Source organism: Microbacterium sp. LMI1-1-1.1, assembly GCF_040815675.1.
Taxonomy (GTDB): Bacteria; Actinomycetota; Actinomycetes; order Actinomycetales; family Microbacteriaceae; genus Microbacterium.
Map to the genome: position 1 here is coordinate 46846 of NZ_JBFPNN010000010.1, position 25407 is coordinate 72252.

General features: G+C 64.9%; 18 protein-coding genes. 16 read left to right on the forward strand and 2 right to left on the reverse strand.

Annotated elements, in window-relative coordinates:
* The first annotated feature begins 8 nt into the window (after positions 1–8).
* A complete protein-coding gene (gene glpX / locus MRBLMI1_RS15275; protein WP_367734303.1) occupies positions 9–1004 on the forward strand; it encodes a class II fructose-bisphosphatase in 996 nt (331 codons plus the stop codon).
* 15 nt (positions 1005–1019) lie between these two features.
* On the opposite strand, the gene MRBLMI1_RS15280 is transcribed toward glpX, so the two are convergent.
* Positions 1020–1766 (reverse strand): GntR family transcriptional regulator, encoded by a 747-nt coding sequence (locus MRBLMI1_RS15280; RefSeq protein WP_367734305.1) that lies wholly within the window; start codon positions 1764–1766, stop codon positions 1020–1022.
* 764 nt (positions 1767–2530) lie between these two features.
* On the opposite strand from MRBLMI1_RS15280, the gene MRBLMI1_RS15285 reads away from it, so the two are divergent.
* The 7 genes from MRBLMI1_RS15285 to MRBLMI1_RS15315 all read left to right on the forward strand — a co-directional run bounded on the left by MRBLMI1_RS15285 (position 2531) and on the right by MRBLMI1_RS15315 (position 13583).
* Entirely contained in the window at positions 2531–5245 is a 2715-nt protein-coding gene (locus MRBLMI1_RS15285; RefSeq protein ID WP_367734307.1) for an NACHT domain-containing protein, read from the forward strand.
* Positions 5246–5616: 371 nt separating this feature from the next.
* Positions 5617–6609, forward strand: a complete 993-nt coding sequence (locus MRBLMI1_RS15290) for a LacI family DNA-binding transcriptional regulator (RefSeq protein WP_367734309.1) — start codon at positions 5617–5619, stop codon at positions 6607–6609.
* Positions 6610–6698: 89 nt separating this feature from the next.
* Positions 6699–7958: a sugar ABC transporter substrate-binding protein gene (locus MRBLMI1_RS15295; protein ID WP_367734311.1), complete on the forward strand. Its 1260-nt coding sequence runs from the start codon at positions 6699–6701 to the stop codon at positions 7956–7958.
* Between the two features lie 85 nt (positions 7959–8043).
* Positions 8044–9018 carry a carbohydrate ABC transporter permease gene (locus tag MRBLMI1_RS15300; RefSeq protein ID WP_367734314.1) on the forward strand — a complete coding sequence of 325 codons (975 nt, stop codon included), beginning with the start codon at positions 8044–8046 and terminating at the stop codon, positions 9016–9018.
* Positions 9015–9833 carry a carbohydrate ABC transporter permease gene (locus tag MRBLMI1_RS15305; protein ID WP_367734316.1) on the forward strand — a complete coding sequence of 273 codons (819 nt, stop codon included), beginning with the start codon at positions 9015–9017 and terminating at the stop codon, positions 9831–9833. Before MRBLMI1_RS15300 ends, MRBLMI1_RS15305 begins: the two co-directional genes overlap by 4 nt.
* Before the next feature lie 3 nt (positions 9834–9836).
* Positions 9837–11792: a glycoside hydrolase family 127 protein gene (locus MRBLMI1_RS15310; protein WP_367734318.1), complete on the forward strand. Its 1956-nt coding sequence runs from the start codon at positions 9837–9839 to the stop codon at positions 11790–11792.
* Between the two features lie 36 nt (positions 11793–11828).
* Entirely contained in the window at positions 11829–13583 is a 1755-nt protein-coding gene (locus tag MRBLMI1_RS15315) for an amylo-alpha-1,6-glucosidase (RefSeq protein ID WP_367734320.1), read from the forward strand.
* Between the two features lie 242 nt (positions 13584–13825).
* Here MRBLMI1_RS15315 and MRBLMI1_RS15320 read toward each other — a convergent pair whose 3' ends face one another.
* Entirely contained in the window at positions 13826–15880 is a 2055-nt protein-coding gene (locus MRBLMI1_RS15320; RefSeq protein ID WP_367734323.1) for a hypothetical protein, read from the reverse strand.
* A 183-nt stretch (positions 15881–16063) separates the two neighbouring features.
* Between MRBLMI1_RS15320 and MRBLMI1_RS15325 the strand changes: the two genes are divergently transcribed.
* The 8 genes from MRBLMI1_RS15325 (at position 16064) to MRBLMI1_RS15360 (ending at position 25386) form a co-directional block, all read left to right on the forward strand.
* Positions 16064–18871, forward strand: coding sequence for a DNA methyltransferase (locus MRBLMI1_RS15325; protein ID WP_367734325.1), 2808 nt, complete (start codon positions 16064–16066; stop codon positions 18869–18871).
* Between the two features lie 176 nt (positions 18872–19047).
* On the forward strand, positions 19048–19776 hold the full coding sequence (locus tag MRBLMI1_RS15330) for a hypothetical protein (protein ID WP_367734328.1): 729 nt from the start codon (positions 19048–19050) through the stop codon (positions 19774–19776).
* Positions 19777–19841: 65 nt separating this feature from the next.
* Entirely contained in the window at positions 19842–20162 is a 321-nt protein-coding gene (locus tag MRBLMI1_RS15335; RefSeq protein ID WP_367734330.1) for a hypothetical protein, read from the forward strand.
* Complete coding sequence (locus MRBLMI1_RS15340) at positions 20159–21352, forward strand: PfkB family carbohydrate kinase (RefSeq protein WP_367734332.1); 1194 nt, start codon at positions 20159–20161, stop codon at positions 21350–21352. Before MRBLMI1_RS15335 ends, MRBLMI1_RS15340 begins: the two co-directional genes overlap by 4 nt.
* The gene (locus MRBLMI1_RS15345; RefSeq protein ID WP_367734334.1) at positions 21333–21950 is read left to right on the forward strand and encodes a 7-cyano-7-deazaguanine synthase; all 618 of its coding nucleotides are present in this window, start codon (positions 21333–21335) and stop codon (positions 21948–21950) included. The genes MRBLMI1_RS15340 and MRBLMI1_RS15345 overlap by 20 nt, the downstream gene beginning before the upstream one ends.
* A gap of 693 nt (positions 21951–22643) precedes the next feature.
* Positions 22644–23006 carry a 6-pyruvoyl trahydropterin synthase family protein gene (locus tag MRBLMI1_RS15350; protein ID WP_367734336.1) on the forward strand — a complete coding sequence of 121 codons (363 nt, stop codon included), beginning with the start codon at positions 22644–22646 and terminating at the stop codon, positions 23004–23006.
* Positions 23003–23710 (forward strand): 7-carboxy-7-deazaguanine synthase QueE, encoded by a 708-nt coding sequence (locus MRBLMI1_RS15355; RefSeq protein ID WP_367734338.1) that lies wholly within the window; start codon positions 23003–23005, stop codon positions 23708–23710. Before MRBLMI1_RS15350 ends, MRBLMI1_RS15355 begins: the two co-directional genes overlap by 4 nt.
* A gap of 428 nt (positions 23711–24138) precedes the next feature.
* Positions 24139–25386, forward strand: a complete 1248-nt coding sequence (locus MRBLMI1_RS15360; RefSeq protein WP_367734340.1) for an AAA family ATPase — start codon at positions 24139–24141, stop codon at positions 25384–25386.
* Positions 25387–25407: the final 21 nt, after the last annotated feature.

Sequence of the window (25407 nt, forward strand, 5' to 3'; positions counted from 1 at the left end):
ACACCACCATGACTGAACAAGCAGAGCTCTACCTCCACCCCGACCGCAACATCGCGCTCGAACTGGTCCGAGCCACCGAGGCCGCCGCCATCCGAGCGAGCCCGTTCATCGGGCACGGCGACAAGAACGCCGCTGACGGGGCCGCAGTCGATGCAATGCGGAAGTTCCTCGGAACCGTCAACTTCTCGGGGACGGTCGTCATCGGTGAGGGGGAGAAAGACAACGCTCCCATGTTATTCAACGGGGAGATCGTCGGAAACGGCAACGGACCCGTCTGCGACATCGCCGTCGACCCCATCGACGGGACATCACTCACCGCGGCGGGCCGCCGCAACGCGATTTCAATGATCGCGGTCGCTGACCGAGGGTCGATGCTGGATGCCTCCAGCGTCTACTACATGGAGAAGATCGTCGCCGGCGCCGAGGCGGTCGGTGTGCTGGACATCCGTCACCCCATCGAGCACAACATCGCTCTGCTAGCCAAGGCCACAGGCAAAGACGCGAGCGAGCTCCAGGTCGGCGTGCTCGACCGCCCGCGGCACGCGGAACTCATCGAACGCATCCGGCGCGCGGGCGCAGCCACCCGGCTCCTTCTCGACGGCGACGTTGCCGGAGGCATCGACGCAGCCAGCTACGACGGTCGGCTGGACCTCTGCATCGGAATCGGCGGGAGCCCGGAAGGCGTTGCCACTGCATGCGCGGTGAAAGCCTTTGGCGGCTTCATCCAGACCCGGCTCGCCCCACAGAACGCGGAGGAAGCGGAACGCGGTGCCAAGGCCGGACTGAAGCTCGACCACGTCTACGAGGTTGACGAGCTAGTTACCAGCGACAACACGCTCTTCGTCGCCACTGGCGTGACGGACGGCAACCTGGTGAGGGGCGTGCGTCGGCGCGGTCGCGTCATCAGCACCGAGAGCATTGTCCTTCGCTCCCGGTCGGGCACGATCCGCCGCATCAGCGCCGACCACCTTGCTGAGAAGTGGCTGGAGCACGGCACCAGCTGAGCGCCAGGACTGCGCTCAGCTCGCGGAGACGTTGACCTCGAGCGGAATTACGTCGGTGAGTACCCACGTCTCGTAGTAATCGAAGCGCACGTCGTTCGAGTCCCAGCTCAGGGAGCGGACTCGCATGATGGGGGTGCCGGGGTCGATCTCGAGGTGCTCCGCCACTGATGCGGGGGCACCCAGGGCCCGAATCACCCTGCGCGCCCCACTCGCGACCAGCCCGTGACGTCGAAGGGTGTCATTCACTGAGGCGGTGCCGTCAAGCACGTCCTCAGCGCTGGCGAGTATCTCGCCCACGGAGGGGGGAAACCAGTTCGTGCTGAACATCGCACGGCGACCATTCATCGAGCGGACACGCTCCAGCGCGAAGGTTTCCTCCGCGGCGGAGAGACGAAGAGCGTCGCGGACGTGGTGCGGTGGACGAACGGCTCCGGCGGAGACGACCTCGGTGGTGACACCGGTGCGCCCTTGACGAACCTGAGACTCCAGGAACCCCTCCTGTACGGTCCAGCCTGTGGGGGCGTCCTGCGCGGCGGCAAACATTCCCCGTCGGGCCACCCGGCGAGCAAGCCCCTCAGATTCGAGGCGTGACATGGTCTGGCGCACGGTAGCCCGAGAAAGCCCGAAGTCTCGCGCCAGCTCCAACTCGCTGGGCAGCCTTGCATCCGTCTCGACTGCCCCGGATACGATGCGGTCGCGCAGGATCATGAAAAGCTGCTCGTAGTAAGGAACGGGGGACGTGCGTTCGATGCTGTCCGCCACGGTAAGCCTCCCATTTGGCGCCCCGTCTGATACGTGGGGGGCGCCTCTCGACTTTACAAGTGGCGCGCCAAGGAACGATGGCTCTGCGCCGAGCGTCCGCGCCACACACGTCCGCTAGGCAGCCCTGGGAGAGGTACGGCACGCCCGTCGCCTGGCGGAGCGACCGTTGAGGGTTGAGCTCGACGTCGTACCAGGCGCGCCCTACGGCTTCGAAGGTGTGGCGCCTAACAGCGAGACGGTTCGAGCGTCTCTGCGTCGAGCACGAGCGTGCGCACTCATGGATGCGCTTCAGGGTGTTGCCCAGAACGACTTTGAGCGGTTGATCCGAGTAGCTGTACCGCGCATGCAGCCGCGAGATGTCTAGTCCACGAAGGATCAGCTGAATGCCGCAGCCTACCGCGGCATCCAGAACAGTACCGGAGATGCGCGGCCTCGCGATGCTTTCCTGCATGGGGTCCCCAGCTTCTGCGCCCATTCATGAGTTCGTCAGCGTGAAACTCGGTTTCTAACGGGGGGCCGTGCTCGAGGTGGTCCCGCCCCCGAATAGATCCAAGCTTCGCCGAGACGAACGCCCACTGACCGGGGTCTCCCAGCGCCGCTGCGATGAAGTAGCGCGTGTCGGTGCAGGACTCGTCTTGTAACACTTAGGGGAACACTGTCGTGAGGGTCCCTACCTCAACCGACTCGGGTTGCCGTGGGGGCGAGTAGGCGCCAGAGACCTACGGCTTCGTGCATGCTGGTCTGACTACGCATCAGGGGGGGCGATGGTGCACTACGACATGTACCGCATGGGCTGGCAGCAGTTCGAGCACATGGTGCAGTCCTTTGCGAAGGATGTTCTGGGGAACGGTCTTCGTCCGTTCGGGTCGGGTCGCGACGGTCAACGAGAAGCCGATTTTCGCGGACGAGTGGCTTTTCCGGTGGGGGCGGGGCGCACCTGGAACGGTCACGGGGTCGTACAGGCCAAGTATCGAGAACAGCATGCCGGAACCCTCAGCGACTCCAAATGGTTCCTGGGCGAAGTGCAGAAAGAGTTGAAGAGATGGCAACTCAAGAAGCTGCAGAGCAAGAACGTGCCGTCATACCTGCTCTTCGCGACCAACGTTTCGCTGTCTGGTGTCGAGGAGGTCGGAGGCAAGGACCAGTTTGAGACAACGATGCAGCGGTGGTCTCAAGAACTTGGCCTGCGCGGCTGGTATGTGTGGGACTACTCCGAGCTCCGCACCATGCTGGACAACAACACTGACATACGGAAGCGGTATCTAGAGCAGATCATCACGGGAGATCTTCTAGAGGAACTGCGACAGCTACTCCCACAACCCTCTGCACTCGAAATAGATCGGCTTGCCGCCTACACGGTGTCCGAACTGACTTCCCGTCAGTGGGTTCGCACTGGCGACGTGGGTTATGGTGACGGATCCAAGATGCGGCTGGCTGACATCGCGGTCGATTTGCCTTGCTCGATCGGAGAGCCGTCTACCGGTCCTAAGGTTCGGCGCTATAAGGCTGCGGCAGCAGCCCTAGCACGAGGCAACGCAACGTACACGTCGGTGTCCGGTCGAGGACCCGCCGGGGTCGTCCTCGTTGGAGGGCCTGGACAGGGAAAGAGCACGCTCTGTCAGCTCGTCGCCCATACCTACCGACTCGCCTTTCTCGCCGAGACGGACCTCACGGTGTTCGGCCCCAAGGCCGAGGAAGCGGTCCTCGCGCTGAGGTCCCGGCTCGCCCACGCAGAAATCAGTATGCCCGTGAAGCGGAGATGGCCGGTGTTGGTGGAACTCGCCAAGGTAGGCGCGGCGATTTCTCGCCAGGAGGGGACCTTCTCCCTCCTTCACTACCTGGCGTCGCAACTCAACATCAAAGGCAGAACGACACCGCCCGCTTCGCTCCTTGACTGGATGAAGAGCTGGCCCATCTGCCTCATTCTGGACGGGCTCGACGAAGTCCCGGATTCGCGGGTCCGTGCGGAACTGGTAGCCGCGATCGGAGCCTTTGCAACCGACGCAGCAGGCGAGGGCGTCGACCTCTTCATCATCGCCAGCAGTCGTCCCCAGGGCTATAACGGAGAGTTTGGGGAGGCAGTGGACTGCTCCGAGTTCCGCCTCGTCGAGTTGACCGAAACCGAGGCCCTGGCCTACTCAGAGGCGCTTACCGGAGTCCGGCAGGCAGACGACCCATTTCTGGCTGATCAGGTCACAGATCGCCTCATTACGGCCGTCCACGGCCGAGTCACACAGAAGCTCATGACGACGCCCCTGCAAGTCACGATCATGACAGCGCTCGCTGAGGACGCGGTCGATCTGCCAAGTGATCGTTTCGAACTATTCGATCGCTATTACCGCGTCGTCTACGACCGGGAGGTCTCGAAGCCAGGAGCGGTCGGCGAGCTGAAGACGCTGCGGGGCCACATTGATCATCTGCACGAGGAGGCGGGAGTGCGCCTGCAGCGATCGGCTCAACGGCCCTCGGGATCTGACCCCGTAGTCGCCAAACGTGAGATCCGCAAGTTACTAGCGCGCAGGCTCAGCGCCGCGGGCTTCGAAGACAGCGACGCGGACAGCCTCGCGGAGAAGTTGATCCGACTTTCGACCGAGCGCTTGGTGCTGCTTGTGTCTCGTCGAACGGGCAAGTACGAGTTCGACGTGCGATCGCTCCAGGAATACATGGCCGCGCGTGCGCTCACAACGGGGGAAGACGCGGCCATCATCACGGGTCTGCGCCAGTTACTACCCGTGAGTCACTGGCGCAACACTTGGCTTTTGGCAGCTGAGCGGCTGCTCAGCAAACGCGAGCACCTCGGAGAACCCCTGGTCGAGATGATCACCGAGTTCGACCAGGAGAGCGTGGAAGCCTCGATCACGTGCGTCGGAGCAGACCTCGCCCGCGAGTTGTATCTCGACAATTTCGCAACTGAGTTCCCGCGTCTGAGGCGCGCGCTGCTTTCCAGCGCGCTCACGCTCTTCTCGGACCCAAGTCCCGAACTTGGACCGGTGCCCAGGCGGCTGCTCGAGGCTGTCAAGTCGACCGGCGACTCGCGAGAACAAGCGATGCTTCTCGAAGCTCTCCACCTCCACGCTCGCGCCGACCTTTCGAGCCTGGCGGCAAAGGTGCTCAGCGACAACTCCACGGGAATGGACGACCTTGCGAAGCAGGCTCGCATCACCCTCTCCGAGGGGCGCAGATATGTCAGACCCCGCAGCTTGACGGGTGGTGAGTCGGTAGTCGCCTTACGAGCTGCCCTAGAAGCTTATCGCGGCGGCAACGCGGGAGCGACTGCGCTCCTCGATTCGCTTGAAGGGGTGCGACCGTTTTCAACGGAGGGCGTTTGGGTGCCGGTTGACCTCTTGCAAGCCTTGGAGGCCGATGACGCGCGGGAAATCCTCGTGCGACTCATCCGCCGGCTGAAATCCTCTCGTCCGGAGGTCGCACGGTACGCAACGTTGGCGCTGCGGACTCGCATGTCTCGGCCAACCATCTGACCGACCTGACTACTGCCCCAGCTTCGGGCGTTCTCGAGACGGGTTAGCGCTCTTCTTTAAACGCGAGAGCAATGATGCACTCGACATCTCCAAGGAAGAGTCGCGTTCCGCTGCGAACAAGAGTGGTTGCATGGGCGATGTGAGGCGTCCCTTCGATCCGAGTCACATCGCCGATAATTGAAGTTATGTCAGGTTACTGACATAAGTAGTGCCGACCTACGCGAAACGGCCCTGGAAGACCCGCGTCGAACCGAGAGGACGCGCTCGAAATATCGGTCTTGCCTTCATGACATTCGTGACTTATGGTCGAACCGGTTCGAAGTAGAACCGGTTCGACAGCGATGGAGCAGACAGTGGTAACGATCGGTGATGTGGCGAAGGCTGCGGGCGTCTCCCGCAGCACGGTCTCGTACGCCCTTTCCGGCAAGCGACCGATCTCACCTGAGGTCCGCGACAAGATCGACTCGGTCATCCGGTCGTTGAACTTCACCCCGAACGCGGGCGCGCGGGCCCTCGCCACGTCGCAGACTCACGTCATCGCACTCCTCGCTCAGTTCTACGCGGACGAATTCGCTCCGGCGATGATGCAGTACATCCTCGGCGTCACCGACCGGGCGCGTGATCTCGGATACGACACGCTGCTGGTGACGGAACCCGACGGGGTCGCCGCTCTGCGGCGCATCTCCAACTCCCGCATGGTGGACGGTTTCGTGCTGCTGAACGTGGCCGAGCACGACAGCCGACTCGACGTGCTGCGCAAGGCCGGCCAGCCCGGCGCTCTCGTCGGTCTGCCCGGAGACCCGCGAGGACTCGACGTCTTCGACCTCGACTTCGAAGCGACAGGTGCGCTGATGGTCGACCACCTTCACTCCCTGGGCCACCGGGAGATCATCCTCGTGTCGCAGCCCGAGCATGTCGTGGAGCGCGGCGGTGCCTACGTCTGGCGCCTCGCAGACGCCGCCCGTGCGCGCGGCGATGAGCTCGGCATCCGACTTCACGCCCACCACAGCGCGTCGAGCCAGCCGGAGGTCGGCAGCGACCTGGCCAACCTCCTCGAGACGTACCCCGACGCCACGGGTCTGCTCCTGAATAACGAAGCCGCCGCCGCCGCACTCCCCAGCGTGCTGTCGGCACGAAGTCTGCGCGTTCCCGCGGACCTGTCGGTAATCGGTCGTTACTCGGACGACTTCGCACGCACCTTCTCGCTGCCCTACTCCTCCGTCGACAGCGCGGCGGCTGAGCTCGGCCGCCGCGCCGTCGAGCAGCTCGTCGCCCACATCCAGGGCGAGGCCGACGCACACGTCGTCGACCTGACGCCCCCGAAGATCTTGGACCGCGGTTCCACCGCTGCCCCTCCCGCGTGACGGCTTCGCCGTCGCCCCTTACCCCACCACACACCGCACAACTGCACCGCGGCCTGCACCCGTCTGGCCGCACGTTCAAGGAGGAACTGATGATCAACCGACCCCTGCGACGCCTCGTCGCACTGACGACCGCGGCCATCGCCGTCGGTGCTCTCGCCGGCTGCGCCGGTACGGGCGGCGGCGACGCCAACTCGACCGACGCCGGCGGCACCTACACCTGGTGGGATCCGTACCCGCAGCACGAGGAAGGCTCCGACTGGGCCAACCGCGTGCAGGCGTGCGGCACAGAGGCTGGAGTCACCATCCAGCGCACCGCGTACGACACCACCGCGCTCACCAACCAGGCATTGCTCGCCGCGCAGGAGAACAACTCGCCCGACATCATCCTGCTCGACAACCCCGCGGTGTCGACCCTCGCCGACACCGGCATGGTCTCGACCACCGACGAGCTGGGCCTGGACACGTCGAAGATCGACGCCAACCTGCTCGCCGCCGGCCAGCTCGACGGCAAGACGTACGGCATCCCGATCGGCGCGAACACCCTCGCGCTGTACTACAACGCCGACATCCTCTCCGCAGCCGGCGTCGACCCGCAGTCGATCAAGAACTGGGACGACCTCACTGCCGCGCTGGCCGCCGTCTCGGCCACCGGCAACAAGGGGATCACGTTCTCGGCGCTGAACACGGAAGAGGGCTCGTTCCAGTTCCTGCCCTGGTTCTGGGGCGCCGGCGCCAATCTCGACGAGCTCAACTCGAGCGATGCCGTCGACGCGCTCAACCTCTGGAAGGGATGGCTCGACAAGGGGTACGCCCCCAACTCGGTCATCACAAACTCGCAGAACACCGTCTGGGAGGAGTTCCTGACCGGTGGATTCGCGTTCGCCGAGAACGGCACCTGGCAGGTCAACAGCGCGGCCAAGGCGCCGTTCAAGACCGGCATCATCACCCTGCCGGCGAAAGACGGCGGAGCCGCCCCCGCGCCGACCGGTGGTGAATTCATCATCGCGCCCGTCCAGCAGGACACCGCGCGCTACGACACCACCCGCAAGATCATCGAGTGCATGACGACCTCCGACGGCTTCGTCGAGACCGCCAACACCTTCGCGTACTACATCCCGCCGACCGAGGACGGCCAGAAGGCCCTGCTCGCCGAGCACCCCGAGCTCGACACCTGGGTCTCGGCCGTGCAGGCGGCCAAGGGGCGCACGAGCGACAACCTCGGCACCAAGTACCCGGTGATCTCCGAGCAGCTGTGGACCGCGGTCCAGAGCGCTCTCTCGGGCGCGACCACCCCGCAGGCGGCACTCGACACCGCCCAGCAAGAGGCCGCGGCCAAGACCGGCGAGTAAGCCGGGCTCCCCGCGCTCGGGGCGGGCCCGCGTACCTCGCCCGCCCCGAGCACCCCGGTCGTCTCGAAGACAAGCGAAAAGACCCATGACCGCAACATCATTCACACACCCGCAGCGGACCACGTCCGACACCGTTTCGATCGTCGTACCCGACGACCGCAAGCGACGGCCGGCCCGACTGCTCGGCTCGCGATGGACCGCGTTCGCGTTCGCCGCCCCCCTCGTGGCCTACCTGCTCGTCTTCTACGCCTTCCCGCTGATACGCAGCATCGACCTGAGCGTCCACGACTACACGGTCCGAGCGTTCGTGCAGGGCAATGCCGAGTTCGTCGGACTCAAGAACTACATCGACGTGATCTCCTCGCCGCTCTTCGGAACGGCTCTGGCGAACACCGCCGTCTTCGTCCTGGTCTCCCTCGTCTTCCAGTACGTGCTCGGTCTCGCACTGGCCGTGTTCTTCCGCAGCAACTTCCCCCTGGCGGGCGTCCTTCGCGGACTGTTCCTCGTGCCGTGGCTGCTGCCGCTCATCGTCTCCGCCTCCACCTGGTCGTGGATGATGAACAGCGACTCGGGCATCATCAACTCGGTGCTAACCGCATTCGGCGGACCGCAGATCAACTGGCTGACCTCGCCCGACTTCTCCCTGATGTCCGTCATCATCGCCAACATCTGGCTCGGCATCCCGTTCAACCTCGTGATCCTCTACGCGGGGCTGCAGAACATCCCGATCGACCTCTACGAGGCGGCCTCACTCGACGGCGCCGGCGCGTGGCGGAAGTTCTGGAGCATCACGTTCCCGCTTCTGCGCCCGGTGTCCGCGATCACCCTGCTCCTCGGCCTCGTCTACACCCTGAAGGTCGTCGACATCATCTGGATCATGACCACGGGCGGCCCCGCCAACTCGTCGACCACTCTGGCCATCTGGTCCTACCGCGAGGCGTTCGGCACGGGTCAGCCCGACCTGTCGCCCGCGTCGGCCGTGGGAAACCTCCTCATCGTCATCGCCCTGATCTTCGGCTTCCTGTACCTGCGCATCCAGCGCCGCGAGGTGAACTCATGACTCTTCAACGCTCCTGGTGGAGGGTGATCGTCGGCGTCGTTCTGACGGCGCTCATGCTCTTCCCCGTGTACTGGATGGTGAACGTCTCGCTCACCAAGACGCAGGACCTGCGCGCGAACCCGCCGCACATCTTCCCCATCGACCCGACCTTCGAAGGCTTCGAGGCGGTCTTCCGCCAGCAGCTCCCGAACCTCGGGACGAGCCTGCTGATCGGGCTGGGATGCGTCATCCTGACCGTCGTCATCTCCGCGCCGGCCGCGTACGCCATCGCTCTGCTCAACCTGCGGGGAGGGCGGTCGCTGAACTTCATCCTCCTCGTCGCCCAGATGATCCCCGCAGTGGTCATGGCGATGGGCTTCTACGCGATCTACGTGCGGCTCGGGCTCCTCAACAGCTTGGGCGGCCTCATCCTGGCCGACTCGACCATCGCGGTGCCGTTCGCAGTGCTGCTGTTCACGGCCTTCATGTCGGGCCTCCCGCGTGAACTCCTGCAGGCAGCGCGTGTCGACGGCGCCGGCGCCTGGCGCACCTTCGTCTCGATCGTGCTCCCCATGAGCCGCAACTCGGTGATCACCGTCAGCCTCTTCGCGTTCCTCTGGGCATGGTCGGACTTCATCTTCGCCTCGACCCTCGCCCGCAACAGTCCGTTCAAGCCGGTGACGCTCGGTATCTACGCGTACATCGGCAACAACACCACCCAGTGGAACGCGATCATGGCGACCGCAGTCGTCGCCTCCATCCCCGCCGCGATCCTGCTGGTGATGGCGCAGCGCTATGTGGCCGCCGGTGTGACCGCCGGTGCCGTGAAGGACTGACCCATGACTCTCTCCCTCTCCGAATCGACGTTCACCACCGGAGGATCCCGTTCCTCCGGGCGACCGGTATCGCCCTCGCGCTCGGACCGCGACGGGGTCTCCCTCTCGCAGGTGGTGCTGGATCCCGACGGATTCTGGGGCTCCCGCCAGCTCGTCAACGCCGAGGCGACCCTCTCGCACTGCCTGCAGTGGATGGGGGAGCTCGGGTGGATCGAGAACTTCGACCGGATCGCCCGGGGCGCGCGCACCGACGAGCGCGCCGGGTGGATGTTCTCCGATTCGGAGATCTACAAGCTCCTCGAGGCGATGGCCTGGGAGCTGGCGGTGCGTCCGACCGAGGCCTTGAGCGCCGAGTACCGTTCGCTCGTCAGCCGCGTCGCCGCAGCGCAGGACCCGGACGGATACGTCGGCACCGCCTTCGGGCACCCTGGTCTCCCGCCGCGCTACAGCGACCTGGCGATGGGGCACGAGCTCTACAACATCGGACACCTCCTCCAAGCCGCCGTCGCTCGCCTGCGCACCGAGGGTGAAGACCTCCTGGTGGATGTCGCGCGGCGAGCAGCCGACCACGTCTGCCGGGAGTTCGCAGAGGGCCGACGCGAGGGGATCTGCGGGCACCCCGAGATCGAGGTGGGGCTGGCCGAGTTCGCTCGCGCGACCGGGGAGCGCCGCTATCTCGATCAGGCCCGCCTGTTCGTGGAGCGGCGTGGTCGCGGAAGCCTGCCGGTGCGTCCGCTTCTGTCGGCGGAGTACTTCCAAGACGACATCCCCGTGCGCGAGGCCGCCGTTCTGCGCGGTCATGCGGTGCGGGCGCTCTACCTGTCGGCGGGCGCGACCGACGTCGCCGTCGAGGACCGGGACGAACCGCTCCTCGCCGCGTTGGCGGCGCAGTGGCGGCGCACCGTCGAGAGGCGCACGTACATCACCGGGGGAATGGGGTCGCGGCACCAGGACGAAGGCTTCGGCGAAGACTTCGAGCTGCCCAGCGACCGGGCGTACTGCGAGACGTGCGCGGGGGTGGCGTCGATCATGTTCTCGTGGCGTCTTTACCTGTCCACGGGCGATGTGCACTACGCCGATCTCATCGAACGCACGCTGTTCAACGTGATCGCCGTCTCGCCGAGCCTCGACGGGCGGGCCTTCTTCTACGCCAACACCCTCCATCAGCGGGAGGCGGGAAGCGAGGCCGTCGCAGGCGTCAACACGAGAGCCGAGGGGAGCACCCGTGCGCCGTGGTTCGACGTGTCGTGCTGCCCGACGAACGTCGCCCGCACCCTGGCCTCGCTGCCGGCCTACTTCGCTTCGGAGGATCAGGACGGCGTCTCACTCCTCCAGTACGCAGCGGGCGAGATCGACGCGGGCGGCTTCCGGCTGCGAGTCGAGACGGACTACCCCCGGAGCGGGTCCATCCGGGTCGTGGTTGTGACGGCTCCCGCTGAGGAGCGCCGCGTGCGACTCCGGGTACCGGAGTGGGCGGACGGCGCCGTCTTGCGCGGGCCCGACGGCGCCGAGCGCCTGCTGGCGCGGGGATGGGCGGACGTCCGCCGCAGCTTCGCCGCCGGCGACGTCATCGACCTGGACCTCCCGATGGCCCCGCGAATGTCCTTCCCCGACCCGCGGGTCGACGCCGTCCGGGGGGCCGTGGCGATCGAACGGGGCCCCGTGGTCTTGTGCGCGGAATCCGTCGACCTCCCCGAGGGGGTCGGGATCGACGAGATCTCTGTTGAAGCCGGGGGTCCCATCGAGAGCACTCTCGACGGTGCGCGCATCCGCGCCCGTGTCAGACGGGTGGCATCGCCCGGGGACTTCCGCCCGGCCTTCGGCGGCGACACCCGAACGGAGACCGACGGCACCGTCGAGGTCGGCCTCATCCCGTACCACCGCTGGGCGGGCCGAGGTCCCTCGACGATGCGCGTCTTCCTGCCCCTGAGCGACGCTCGGACCCCCCGGGTCGGCTGACGCGCCGGCATCTCACCCCTCGTCATGGAAGCAGACATGTCCCACGCGGTCCCCACCTTCGATGTGCGCAGCGTTCCGTTCAGCCGTCGCGGGTCGTGGCTCGACCTCTCGCCGGTCGTCGCCGCGCACCGCACGGTCGACGACGTGCACCTCGTCTCGCACAGGACGGGCATGCACGCCGTGTTGGCGCTCATCCCCTCGCGAACGGCGACGACCGGTCTGATCAGCAGCGCGTGGACCACGGATGCCGATGCCGCTCGCCTTCAGTGGTCCGACGGCCACGCTGGCGTCGAGGCGGTGTTCGCCGAGGTCGACGTCGTCCGCGTCCGGGGCTCCGCGGGCACGCGACTCGAGATCGCCGAGGTCGCGGAGGAGCTCACACCGTTCACCGGCATGTACCTCTTCCGGGATCCCCGTGATGGAAGCGCGATCTTCACCGCCTATGAGACGGGAGCTCGCTACCGGGTCACGGCCCTGGAGGGCGCGCTGCGCATCGAGGGCGCCGAGGCGCTCGGTGCGGCGCGCCGTTCGGTGATCGTGGAAGCGTCGGAAGACCAGGGGGAGTGGGAGATCGCCCTCGAGGAGTTCGAAGCGTCTCGTTCGCCGTATCGCCGTACGGAGACTTTCGACGAGGCCGTCGCCACGGTGCAGACGGAGTTCGTGGACTTCGCCGCGGGGGTCGCTCCCTGGACGGAGGATGACGAACGCTCGCCGGAGGAGCGCGACACGGCGATGCTGGCCGCCTACGTCATCTGGTCGGCCACCGTGGCACCCGCCGGATTCCTCGAGCGCGAGTCGGTCCTCATGTCGAAGCACTGGATGGACAAGGTCTGGAGCTGGGATCACTGCTTCAACGCCATCGCACTCGTCCGGGGTGATCCGCGTCTCGCGCTGGATCAGTTCCTCGCTCCTTTCGACCATCAGGATGCTGCCGGCGCGCTCCCCGATTCGATCGCGCATTCCGAGCGGCTCTACAACTTCGTCAAGCCGCCCATCCACGGGTGGGCCTTGGATCGACTTCGCCGAGACGGTCTCGAACTGAGCCGCGATGAGCGGGAGGTCGTCTACGACAAGCTCAGCAGGTGGACGCGCTTCTGGCTGGACGAGCGACGCGTGCCCGGCCGCGCGCTGCCGTATTACCAGCACGGCAACGACAGCGGATGGGACAACTCCACCGCCTTCGACCGGGCGCGTCTGATCGAGTCCCCCGACCTGGCGGCATTCCTTCTCCTGCAGCTCGACACTCTCTCCCGCCTCGCAGACGAGCTCGGACTCGACGGGTCGGGCTGGCGCACGGAGGGAGAACGCATCGCCGCCGCCCTCGACACCGAGTTGTGGCGGGGCGACGGCTACACGGCCCGCGGAGTCGCCGACGGCGCGGACGCCGGCCGGTCGACGCTTCTCACCTCCATCGCGATCGCGGCGGGGCCGCTTCTCCCCGAGGAGGCGCGCAACGCCCTAGCCGAGGGTCTTACGCCGTTCCTCACGCCCTGGGGACTGGCCACCGAGAGACCCGACAGCGAACACTACGAATCCGACGGCTACTGGCGCGGCCCGATCTGGGCGCCCTCGACCATGCTCATCGAGGACGGGCTGCGGCGCTCGGGCCACGTCGGCATGGCCGACGACATCAGCGAACGCTTCCGGGGTCTCTGCCGACAGCACGGCTTCGCCGAGAACTTCGACGCGCTCACCGGCGAGGGCCTCCGAGACCGCGCCTACACATGGACCGCCGCCGTGTATTTAATCCTCGCCGGCGACGCCGCCCGGCGCGCACGAAAACCGGCGTAGAACCCGTGCCCGCGGGGTGCGGGGTGGTACCAGCACAGGAGCCGGTGGGGTGTCCGACATCTGGTGCTACCCCGGACCCCGCGGGTTGAGAACGCTCCACCACACCCCTATTTACGACACAAAGAAAAGCCGCCGATGGACTACTTGTGCAGCGTGTATGAGCGCCGATAATGGATATTATGTCAGTTTGGCGCGCTAACCGGTTGCGCAGATCTGCATGATTCCCCTGGCACCACGCGCGATTAGGGTCCACGTTGCTCGTATAACCCAGCCTGCTTCAACCCGCGTTCAGCGTCCCACTTTTGCATGCGACGCTCAACGGGTTGCAACCAATCCAGCAGGGTGCCCGGGAAAAAGAGCTGTGCGATCGTGAGCGCGAGGATCAAGCCAGCTGCGATCTTGAGAGGCATGCTGAGCCAGTCCAGTTCCGAAGGGAGAGCGTCGGGAAAAACCCAGCTCAGCAGCGCTCCCAGAATAATGATAGCGGCGACCGAGAAAACGGGGATGCGCAAAAGACCTCGGGCACGTCGCGACGCCCTAGATTCGATTGACGCAATCCGTTGCTCATCCGCCTCTCGCCTGCGGACTTTCTCGGCAGTAGCTTCCTCGCGCTCCGCCTCAAGGCGGGCGACTTGGCCACGCAGGGCAACCTTCTCATCCTCGCTTTTTAGCCAGTCGAGTGTGACGGAATCGGTAGCGGCGCGAGCCGCGGAGGTGTCCCTCTCGGCCTGAGCGGCTCTAGTTTCGCCTGGACGGCGGTACTCCTCTCGGATCCTGACCAGAACGTCTTGAATAGTGTCGGCGTCCAGCTCATCGGCCTCCCCCAGTGTGACTTCCATCAGTGCTCGCCGGGGGTCGTGACCAGATCGGAAGATGACAGCATCGTCTGCAGAGACAGCTCCCTGATCGACGAGGCGATCTATCTCGTCTAAGTAGGCGGACCAGAGATGCGGCGCCGGTTGCATGCCCGCGAACGCTGTTGCGATCAGTTGCTTCCTCGGCAGGCTCTCTGCTGCATTCGGCCGTCGAACCCAGAGGATCGCAGCGAGTGCAAAATCCGTCACTGCTAATGGCCATTGGCGATCGGGGCGGGCAAGGTCGTTGGCGACCCTGGCTACATCGACGTTCGATGTGACCATGATCGCGCGCAACCGCTCGATCTGAGGCGCGGTGGAGCCGCGTCGCATGCGGTGGACGGCAGAAAGACTGTCGACATCGTAGTTCCGGGTACCGATACTGCGATACCCAATCGCCTGATCAAGGCGGTCGCCGAGTTCAGCCTCGTCGAGCCCATACCTGGCGTATTCTTGTGGCTTCTCGATCACTTGAACGTCGCGAGACTTGAGGTCGTCCTCGAGATGACCGCGCATCGCGGCGAGATCTGCGGGCCGGCAACCGGTGCTGATGAAGTGGGCTTCAATCCGCGCCGTTGATCGCCGGGTACCTTTGTGCGGCCGCAGCGCGTGCTCCGCGTTGCTGAGGACACCATCGAGCTCCCGCACAGAATGCTCGAAGGTTGCCACCGTCGCACCGACGGCTAAAGCGAGAGCGATGAGCTGCTTAGTGGCAGTTTCGGCCGCTTCCCCGTGCCAGCCCATCAAATCGATCATGACAGGCGTGTCCAGAACGATAGTCAACTGTTTCAGATCCTGCTTTAGGCTGGACGTGTCAAGCGAAACAGTGCTCGCAAGAATTGCCCCCTTCGCAGCATTTTCCACGTACCCAAATGCGACCTGGTCAGTCGTGCTCAAATGGGCGACGAATGTTGAGATCAAGTAGTCATAGCCGGGTTCGTTATGTGCCGCCGAAGCGTTTTCGCCCCTAAGCGCCTGCGCAAGCAGCACCGTTGAGTGCGACTGGAAGTAGGCGCTCAGCTGCTCCGCCAGGTCGGAATCAGATTCCGACGCATGTTGTGGAGAAACCAATTCAAGAAAGGTGCGGAACTTTGCCACAAGTTGCGACTGCTCTCGCTCGAACCGCACAATCTGTTCGGAAATGCGAGGCACCTCTCGTGCACCCCGAGTGGAGAGCCGGTACCCCGATCGGTCATTGCCTTCCACAATCTTGGCGGTGATAGCCCGCTTTACGAGTCGCTTCACAACGAGCGTCGGTATTACTATCCCGAACCTCTTGGAAATCATCGTCGCGATGTCCGAACTGCTACTTGAACCTGAGTCCAGCGAGGAGACCGCCTCTATGACGAATCCGCTGAAGTTATCCAGGAAGCTGGGCGCACTGGCGTTGTAGTTGGCGCGCAGAACGGCGTAGCCGATTAGCGACTGTTGAATCTCGGGCACCGCACATCTCCCATGGCTCGTAGCTAGTCCATAGCGTAGAGCGGACATGGGACATCCGGCCGCCGCACCCTGGGGTCAGAGCAGTTCCGCACTAGCGCGACTGAAGTATCTTCGACCACTGATGCTTGACCGGGCCGGGTCCCCCGTATTTGGCCCGGTCGGCACGCCCGATAACGTGACATCGTGACCAAGCCGCTCTCCCTGAACGAGATTCGCCAACGAGCCGCGGGCTTGGCGCTCGCGTGGCGCGATGCGGAGGGGTATGAGCGCGGTGAGGCTCAGTCCTTTCTGCGGGATCTGCTTCAGGTCTACGGCGTCACGGAGAGCCGCGCTGCCGTGTACGAGAGACGTGTGAAACGCGCGTCGACGGATGCCGCGGGCTACATCGACGCGCTCATCCCCGGGCTCCTGCTCGTGGAGATGAAGTCAGCCGGGAAGGATCTCGTTGAAGCTGAGCAGCAGGCTCTGGACTATCTGCCTCGCCTCGCCGAGGTGGAGCTACCGCGCTGGGTTCTGACCAGCGACTTCCGTACCTTCCGCCTTCTTGATCTGCACGCACGCACCGACGACGCCGTCACGACCTTCACCCTCGACGAGCTCCCCGCTCAGGCTGATCGCCTCGCATTTATCGCCGGGTACGGCACCCGCTCTTTCGGCTCCGCCGAACAAGAACGCGCGTCCATCAAGGCGGCGCAGATAATGGCCGGCCTGTGGGAGGAGCTAGAAGGCTCTGGCTACAGCGACCACGAGGCGAGCATTTTCCTCGTGCGCACCCTTTTCGCGCTCTATGCAGACGATGCGGGCGTGTGGCCGCGCGGGCTGTTCTACGAGTTCATCGAGACCCGCACCGCGACCGACGGGCACGACCTCGGGTCTCAGCTGAGCTTCCTTTACCAGGTGATGGCCCGCCCGGCCCACGCCCGCCAGCGCAATCTCGATGAGCTGACGGCGTCCTTCCCGTACGTCAACGGCGGCATCTTTGAGGAGCCACTGAGCATCCCCTCATTCGACACCGCGATGCGCACCCGCCTCATCGAAGCGTGCCTGTTCGACTGGTCGGCGATCTCCCCTGCCATCTTCGGTTCGCTGTTCCAGGCCGTGAAGAACCGGCAGGCCCGCCGCGAGCTCGGCGAGCACTACACGACCGAGACAAACATCATGAAGGTCCTCGGGCCCATGTTCCTTGACGAGCTGCGCCAGCGGTTTGCCGACGCCGCCAACGATGAACGCAAGCTCCGTCGCCTCCGCGACGACATGAGCAAGATGCGTTTTCTCGACCCCGCGTGCGGGTGCGGCAACTTCCTTGTCGTCGCCTACCGGGAGATGCGCGCCCTGGACCTGGCTGTGCTGCAACGCCTGCAAGAGCTCGGAGCGCGCGGAGCCGCCCCCACGCTGTACTTCAACGTGGACGACCTCCCCGTCCGCCTCGCGCACTTCCATGGCATCGAACTCGAGGAATGGCCAGCCCGCATCGCCGCGACCGCCCTGCACCTCGTGGAGCACCAGGCGAACCAGGCGATGGAGCTCTCGCTCGGGCACGCGCCCGAGCTGCTGCCCCTGGACAAGGTCGAATCCATCATCGTCGGAAACGCCCTCCGCATGCAGTGGTCCGAGGTCCTGACCCCCACCGACGACACCTACGTTCTCGGTAACCCGCCGTTTATCGGCATGGCGCTAATGAGCACAGAACAACAAGAAGACAACCGCCTCGTGTTCGCCGAAGTGGACTCGGCGGGACTGCGAACCGGCCGACTCGACTACGTTGCATGCTGGTACGCGAAAGCGATGGCCTACACACGCACCACCCGCTCCGCACAAATCGCGTTTGTCTCCACCAACTCCCTCACCCAAGGTGAGCAGGCGCGGACCATGCTGCCCCTGCTCGCGCGTAACGGCTTCGCGGTCGATTTCGGGCATCAGACCTTCCGGTGGACCTCGGAGGCCCCTGGCGCCGCTGCGGTTCACTGCATCATCGTCGGATTCTCCCCACAATTCCGTACACGACGCAGACCTCGCCTGTTCACCTACCCCACCCTGCAGTCCGACCCCATCGAGCAGTCGGTGAGGCGGTTGAACTTTTACCTCACCGACGGTCCCGACGTCGTACCCGAGAAGCTCACCCGCCCGGCAAGTCCTGCGATGCCCAATGCACATAAGGGCAGCCAGCCCACGGACGGTGGCGGGCTCATCGTCACAGAGGAGGAGTACCCGCTGGTCCTCGCCGACCCGCAGGCGGCCCGGTACCTCCGCCGCTTCGTCCAGGGGCAGGACATGCTCCAAGGCAGCCCCGCACGGTGGTGCCTGTGGCTGCGTGACGCCGAGCCCAGGGATCTCCGCAACTCCCCAGTCTTACGGGAGCGCCTCGCATCCGTTCGACGATCGCGCGAAACGTCCCCGACTGCGTCTGTCCGCGAATACGCGGAGCGCCCCGCCCGCTTCACCCAAGACCGACAGCCGCCCGAGCCCTTCTTCGCCCTCCCGGAGGTATCTTCCTCGGTTCGGCGGTGGGTCCCGGGACGCTTTTTTACCCCGGACGTCGTTGCGGGCAACAAACTCATCATCTTTCCCGGCGCCCTCCCCCATCACGCTGCTCTTCTGCAGTCCTCCATGTTCATGGCGTGGGTCTCTGTGTTCGCGGGTCGTTTGAAGTCGGACATCTCTATCTCGCCCGCACTCGCGTACTTCCCAATTCCGTGGCCGACGTTAAACGACGCAGCGCAGGCTCGCCTGTCGGAGGCATGGGCCCACGTGGAAGGCGAGCGGGCCGAGCATCCTGGTTCGACGCTTGCCGACCTCTACTCCCCCGACGCGATGCCGAGCAATCTGCTGACGGCGCACGCCGACCTGGATACCGCAGTAGACGCGGCTTTTGGACTGCGGCGTAGACGCCCCACTCAATCAGACCGGTTGGCTCTCCTTCTCGACAGGGTCGCGGCGGGCACCTCAGACATGCTGACGATTGCAAAGGCGGCTTCTCGGACCAGGCGGTAACAGCCGCGGCACCCGATGCCGGAGGGGGCGGTTGCAATCCAGATCGTCCATGCTGACGGGCGGATTGCCACGATCAACGATCCCCCACGGGCGCTGCGCGCTGACCTGGATCGAGCAGCGCACGGTTGGGTACTGTCGATGGACCCTCTTCACCTCATTTCCCCCCAGGAGCACCCGTGACTCTGACCGTCACCGCACCCGTCGACACCGGAGTCATCACCCTCGACGCGGGTCCCTGGGGCACTAGAGATGTGCAGTGGGGCCTGTCGTGGGAGCACGGGACCGCCGCCTATTGGCTCGAAGCAACGCGCCGCGCCACCCAAGCACAACAACCCGACCGCCACCGCCTTACAGAGACGTTGTGCGACGAGGTGGCGCTGTGCATGCTCGGGGGCTTCGGAATGCCCTACGAACTTGCTCTCGCGGCCTACACCGAGCTGCATGCGCGCGTGCTCTCCCACACCCGCGCGCCCTCCGAGGCCGACATCGCCGAGGTGCTGCTGCAACCACTGCGCGTCGGAGCGGCGATGAGGCGCTACCGCTTCCCACATCAGCGGGCGCAGAGGCTGTCCGCCGCGCTTACCTACCTAAACGCCAACGTTCACCCAACCTCAGCTTTGGAAATGCGCGACTTCCTGACAGGGGCGCCCGGCATTGGCCTCAAGACGGCGAGCTGGATAGTACGAAACCGATGGCCCGAAGCCCAGGTGGCAATCTTGGATGTTCATGTCCTTCGCGCCGGCGCGCGCGCACAGGTTTTTCCCCGGGGCGTCGCCGCGCAGTCCTCGTACCACTACTTGGAGGCCCTTTTTGTCGCCTGGGCGGGGCAGGAACACGTTCACACCGCCGATCTGGACGCGACGATCTGGGCTGAGGAAGCCGACCGCGCGCGGCGTCCGTTTTAACGAGCAAGGCTCTCGACCTGACCGCGCCATCCGCTACGGTACGGGTACACGAAAGGATCTCGATGATGAGCGGAAGCGACGGCCCCACGGGCGGGGGGATGTTCAACGGCGGTCCGGTGGGCGACGATTGCTCGGCCGTGAGGCTGGATGACACGGTCGCCGCTCCGGACCCGGCGTTTGCCTTCATGGTCGGTGCTGTGCTCGAGGTTGTCGTCAATCAGGCCGCACCCGTGACCATCGTTTTGCGTGCAAGCGGCAATCCGGTCGGCGCTCTGCATCCGTACCCCGCTCTTGTGCGATGCCTGAACGCCGGAGTGCCCTTTCAGGCAGAGGTCTTCAGCGCACACGGGGGAGATATCCGCGTCCGCGTCGAGCCCACACCGTGATTGTCGTCGGCGGCAGCTATACGGAGACGGTGCTATACCCCTCGCGAGAGAGCGTCTTCATGGGAAGCGGGCTTCGCTCAGCGGAGATCCTGGGGGACGAGGTCGAGGTTCTCGTGACCGTGGCGACCACAGACGAACAGCAAGAGATCTACAGGCGCGTCTCGTCGCGAGTGATCAGTCGGCAGTCTCGGGTTGAGTTCGAGTATCTGGACCCCGCTCTCGGACCACGCGTCATCGGGCTGACCGCCTTGTCAGGTGACGTCCCGCTGGTGTCGTACCCGGACCACGATGTTCTCGCATTCGGTCTCGCGGAGTTCCCGCACGGCTACGACGTTGCCGCGGAACGCGTCGTCTTCGACCCGCAATCACCCGGTGAACTGCACCCGGAAGTGCTAGGTCGGATCAACGCGGAGAAAATCGCGGTGTGCGCTAACCGCGCGGAAGCCCGCATGCTCACTGGCTGCAGTTCGCCACGAGACGCAGCGATCGCGCTTCTCGACCTCGCCCGCGTCGAAACGGCTGTCGTCAAATGCGGCGCCCTGGGGTACGTCGTCGCAGAGAAGTCAAGCGCACACTGGCAACATGCCGCGCCGAGCCTGACCGTCAATTCGCTTGGCTCCGGAGACGTGTTCTCGAGCATTTTTGCCCGCGAATGGTTTGCCGGGGAAACAGCATTCGACGCCGCTCACCGGGCAAACACGGAGGTGTCGCGGCACGTTGCAGGCGACTCGACATCTCACGGCAACACGCTTCCCCTGCACCCCGGCTACGCACCGAGGGTGTACCTTGCAGGCCCCTTTTTCACCCTTGCCGAAAGGTGGCTCGTGGAGCGCGCCCGCGTCGTACTCGATGCGCTCGGCGCCCGTGTATTCAGCCCTATTCACGACGTGGGCCCGGGCGACATCGAGGTAGCACAGAAAGACCTGGACGGCTTGGACAGCTGCGATGTGGTCCTCGCATTGCTCGACGGGTTCGACCCTGGCACCGTCTACGAGACCGGTTGGGCTGCGCGGCAGAACATCCCCATTGTGGGTTTCAGTTCAGAACGTCATCCGAAAGAGACCAAGATGCTTGTTGGGATGGGAGCCGAAATTCACGATGACCTGACGACGGCAATGTACCGGGCTATCTGGGCCGGCCAAGGACTCAAGTTGATACCAGGAATCCACAGTGAGCACCATCGCAGCTGACCCTTCCGCCCTTGTGCTGCTGTCGGGCGGCCTCGACTCCACTGCGCTGGCATCGCTTCTAAGGCCGGCCCTCACCGTGTTTATCGATTACGGTCAGCTGCCCCACACCGCCGAGTCACGCGCCGCGGGCGCGGTTGCCGCGCACCTGGGCCTCCCCTTCGAGCGGGTCCGACTGCCCCTGCGCGAGCTTGGCGGCGGTTTGATGATGGATGACACACCCCTCCCGGGAAGCCCGAGTCCAGAGTGGTGGCCCTACCGAAACCAGTTCCTCGCCACCGCCGGCGCGGCCGTTGCCCTCCGCCACGGCCTCTCGCGGGTCGCCCTCGCCTCCGTCGAAGGCGACGGTGACCGACACGTTGACGGGTCTCAGGCGTTCTATCGGCAGCTGAATGCGCTCATGAAGATGCAGGAAGGAGGGATAGAGGTTGTTGCTCCAGCAGCCCAGACCACGACGGTCGACCTCCTGCGCCAAGCGACGGCAGACCGCGCGCTCCTCGGCTGGACCGTGTCCTGCCACCGTGCAAACGAACCGTGCGGCGACTGTCCCGGGTGCTGGAAGCGCGAACTCGTCCTCGCGGAATACTTGCAGGAAGGCTAAACGGGTGAGATCGCCTCTGCCACCCGCTGAGCGGGACGCCACAGGGTTCACCACTACCGACGCCGAGACCCTTGCAGCCGCAACTGCCGTAGGTGAGCCGGTGCACTCCACGTTCAGCGGATTGCGCCTAGGACCGGCGATGCGTCGTAGTGAGTACTCGAGCGCACCAGTCAGCGCCGCCGATGCAATCAACGTGCTTGCCCCCATCCTGACTGCCCGCTCAGCCTGGGCTGGCGCCGACGGGTACATCGAACTCCGAACGCTGGTCCCCTCTGCTGGAGCGCGGCACCCACTGACGGCGCTTCTCATCCACAGAGCCGCGGACACGCCCGACCACCGGGCATGGGCTGTTAGCCCCTCCACTATCCCCACCCTTTTCGAAGTGACGGACCATCACGCAGAGGTGCAACGAGTGCTAGACGCAACCGCACATGCCGTGCGCGCCGTCGAGGTGCCATCCACCGTAATCGTTGTCCTCGCGCGATTTCGTCGGACCCTGTCGAAGTACCCCGACGGGCATTCGCTGGTGTGGCGGGACGCAGGCGCCTTTCTCACGATGGCCCACCTGGTCGCGGCGAGCATGGGGCTACAGTCCTGCATCGCGGGAATTACAGAGACAACGCATTTCCCGCTCCGAGGCGCGGCGGATGACCTGGTCGATGTCGGCGCACTGACCCTGTCGAAAGGCCCAACGTGAGCGAAGGTATTGTCTCAACCATCACGTACGAGTTTGAGTTCCAGGCGGCTCATCAACTTCACTGGCATCAAGGACCCTGCCGTTCCATGCACGGCCACAGTTACCGCTGCGAGCTCACCTTCGGCGGGGATCTTGACGCCAATGGCGTCATCGTCGACTTCGACGTCGTCGCGGTCTTCGTCGAGAGCACGCTTATGGCCTGCCTGGACCACACCTACCTCAATGACGTACTCGACAACCCCACGGCCGAGCGAATCGCTGCCTTCATCTTCACGCTCGTCGCGGATACACCGCTGCCTGTGGAAGCCGTTCGTCTGTGGGAGACCCGCACGTCCTCGGCTCTTGTGCGTCGAGCATGAGCGCGACGCTGCCCGTCATCGAGACGTTCGTCTCGTTGCAAGGGGAAGGGCCCAGCTCCGGCGAGCCCGCCTTCTTCCTCAGACTGGCACACTGCAACCTTTCATGTTCCTGGTGCGACACGAAGCACAGCTGGGATTGGGAACAATTTGACCGCTCACAAGAGGTGGAAGACGTCCCGGCAGACATACTGCTCCACCGGCTCGAGGCAGGAATTCCCCCCCGCGTCCACCTTTTAGTTTTAACGGGCGGGGAACCGCTTCTGCACCAACGGCCGATGGCGCCTCTACTTTCCGCGCTCCGAATCAGTCGCCCGGACGTGCGAGTAGAAGTGGAGACAAACGGCACTATCCCGCCTGACCCGAAATTTGCGGCGCTCGTTCACCTCTTCGTCGTCAGTCCGAAGCTCGCGAACTCCGGCATGCCCCAGAAGCTGCGCCTGAAATCGCGATTTTTAAGCGCGCTGGCCGCACTTCCCTCCGTAGTGAAATTCGTCGTCGAAGCACCAATTGATGTTGCAGAAGCTGTTGAGGTCGCGCGCTCGAACGGCTACGCGACATCGCGGGTATGGGTCATGCCGCAAACCACGTCGGCGAGCGAGGTGGGGCCGCTCATCGCTACGCTTGCACCTGCCGCCATCGCCGCTGGGGTGCGTCTCTCTGCACGGCTGCATATCCTCGCGTGGGGGGATGCGCGGGGAACCTAGACGGCTAGACGCCGTGAGGTACGACTGCTCGGTCTTGCGCCACCGGATGAAACCGCGGGCGGTGAGGAGCGACCGGAACTGGTGAGCTCGTCAAATCGAAGTCGAAGCGATCGACGACCTCGATAGTTGACCCGTCGATGGCGAAGGCGTCCGCCTACTCCCCGGCGCCGATAATCGGTCGTATGTCAGTCCGGCGGGCGGGTGACTGCGGCGCAGGACTGACTTTGCGTGCATCGCCCTTGGGCTCCCCCGCCCTCCCCCCACCTCTCAGGGGATCGACGGTCGTGTCGACTCAGTCTTCGAGATCTCCGCGTCGACGTCCTCTGTACGTGCTTTGAGGTTGACGAGCGGCGGAGTTGAGGCAGGGGCATCGTCTGCATGCCTGACCTTTAGATCTTGATCCAGCATTACATGTTAAATTTAACAACATGCGGGATGCGCTTTCGAACCCATTTCAGCCGGGATCCGACGTGGTGCCTGAGATCTGGGCGGGCCGCACCGAGCAGCTCAGCGACTGGCGCGACGTGTTGCGGCCCCGGCTGCAGGCCGGGCTGTTCGAGCGTGGTCGCACAATCCTGGGTGAACCTGGACTGGGTAAGTCATCTCTTGTGCGCCGGATCGCGGCTCAGGCTGAGCGAGACGGCGACTGGGTCACCCCTCAGATCCGCCTGGCGCTCGGCACGGACCCGGTCAAGCGGATCGCTACGGAAGTCTTGCGGCTCGCGGAGATGGCGGGTCTGCCGGCGGCGCGGGAAAACCGGATCACGGCTTTATTGGACCGGGTGCAGTCGGTCGCGGCCAGCGGCGTGTCGGTGGGCCTGCGTGATCGGGTGGGCGTGGAACCGCATATCGCGCTGACCGAGCTGCTGGTCGAGATTGGTTACGCAGCCATCCGTCAGGGCGCGGTGGTGTTGATTCACGTCGACGAGGTTCAGAACATCACCGATGAGAGCTTGCTGTCGCAGATTCTCATCTCCCTCGGCGATGCCATCACCCGGGAAGTCGATGTCGATGTCCCGGCAGTGGGAGTCGTCACCCGATCGCTGCCTATCGCGGTGTATCTCACCGGTCTAACCGAGTTCGATGACCGCTCGGGCGCCCGCAAAGGCGCGACGTTCGCGCGACGCTTTGCCACGACCACTTTGGAACCCATCGGTGATGACGACCTGAGAAGTGCTCTTCGTCCGCTCATCGTGTCCGGATGGGAGCTGCCCTCCCCCGCAGGTGAGATGAGGGTGGTGCGGCTTGCCCCTGACGCAGCGGAGACCATCGTTGACGTATGCCGGGGGGAGCCATTCCTCTTCCAGCTGGCCGGGCAACGCGCATGGTACGCCGGCGACGGCGATGTCATCACCCGCGGCGACGTGCTGACTGGGTGGCGTCAAGCGCAACCCGAAGCCGTCTCGCACGTCGAACGGATCCTGGAGCGACTTCCCCAGAGAGAACGCGAGTTCGTCACCGCGATGGCAGAGCTTCCCCCGCGGGACAGAAGTCAGGGCCAGATCGCCGCTCGCGCAGGCTTCGCCAAAGCCACCGACGCCGGCACACCCTCTCAACGCCTGGACCGCGTGCGGGGCATCATCGGGCGCGGCAAGGTCTACACCTTCCGCCACCGCGCCATCGAGGCGTTCCTCACCAGCGACTGGCCGGCAATCGGCGAGCGCCCGCCACGGTAGACATCGCCGCGCGCAGCCCGG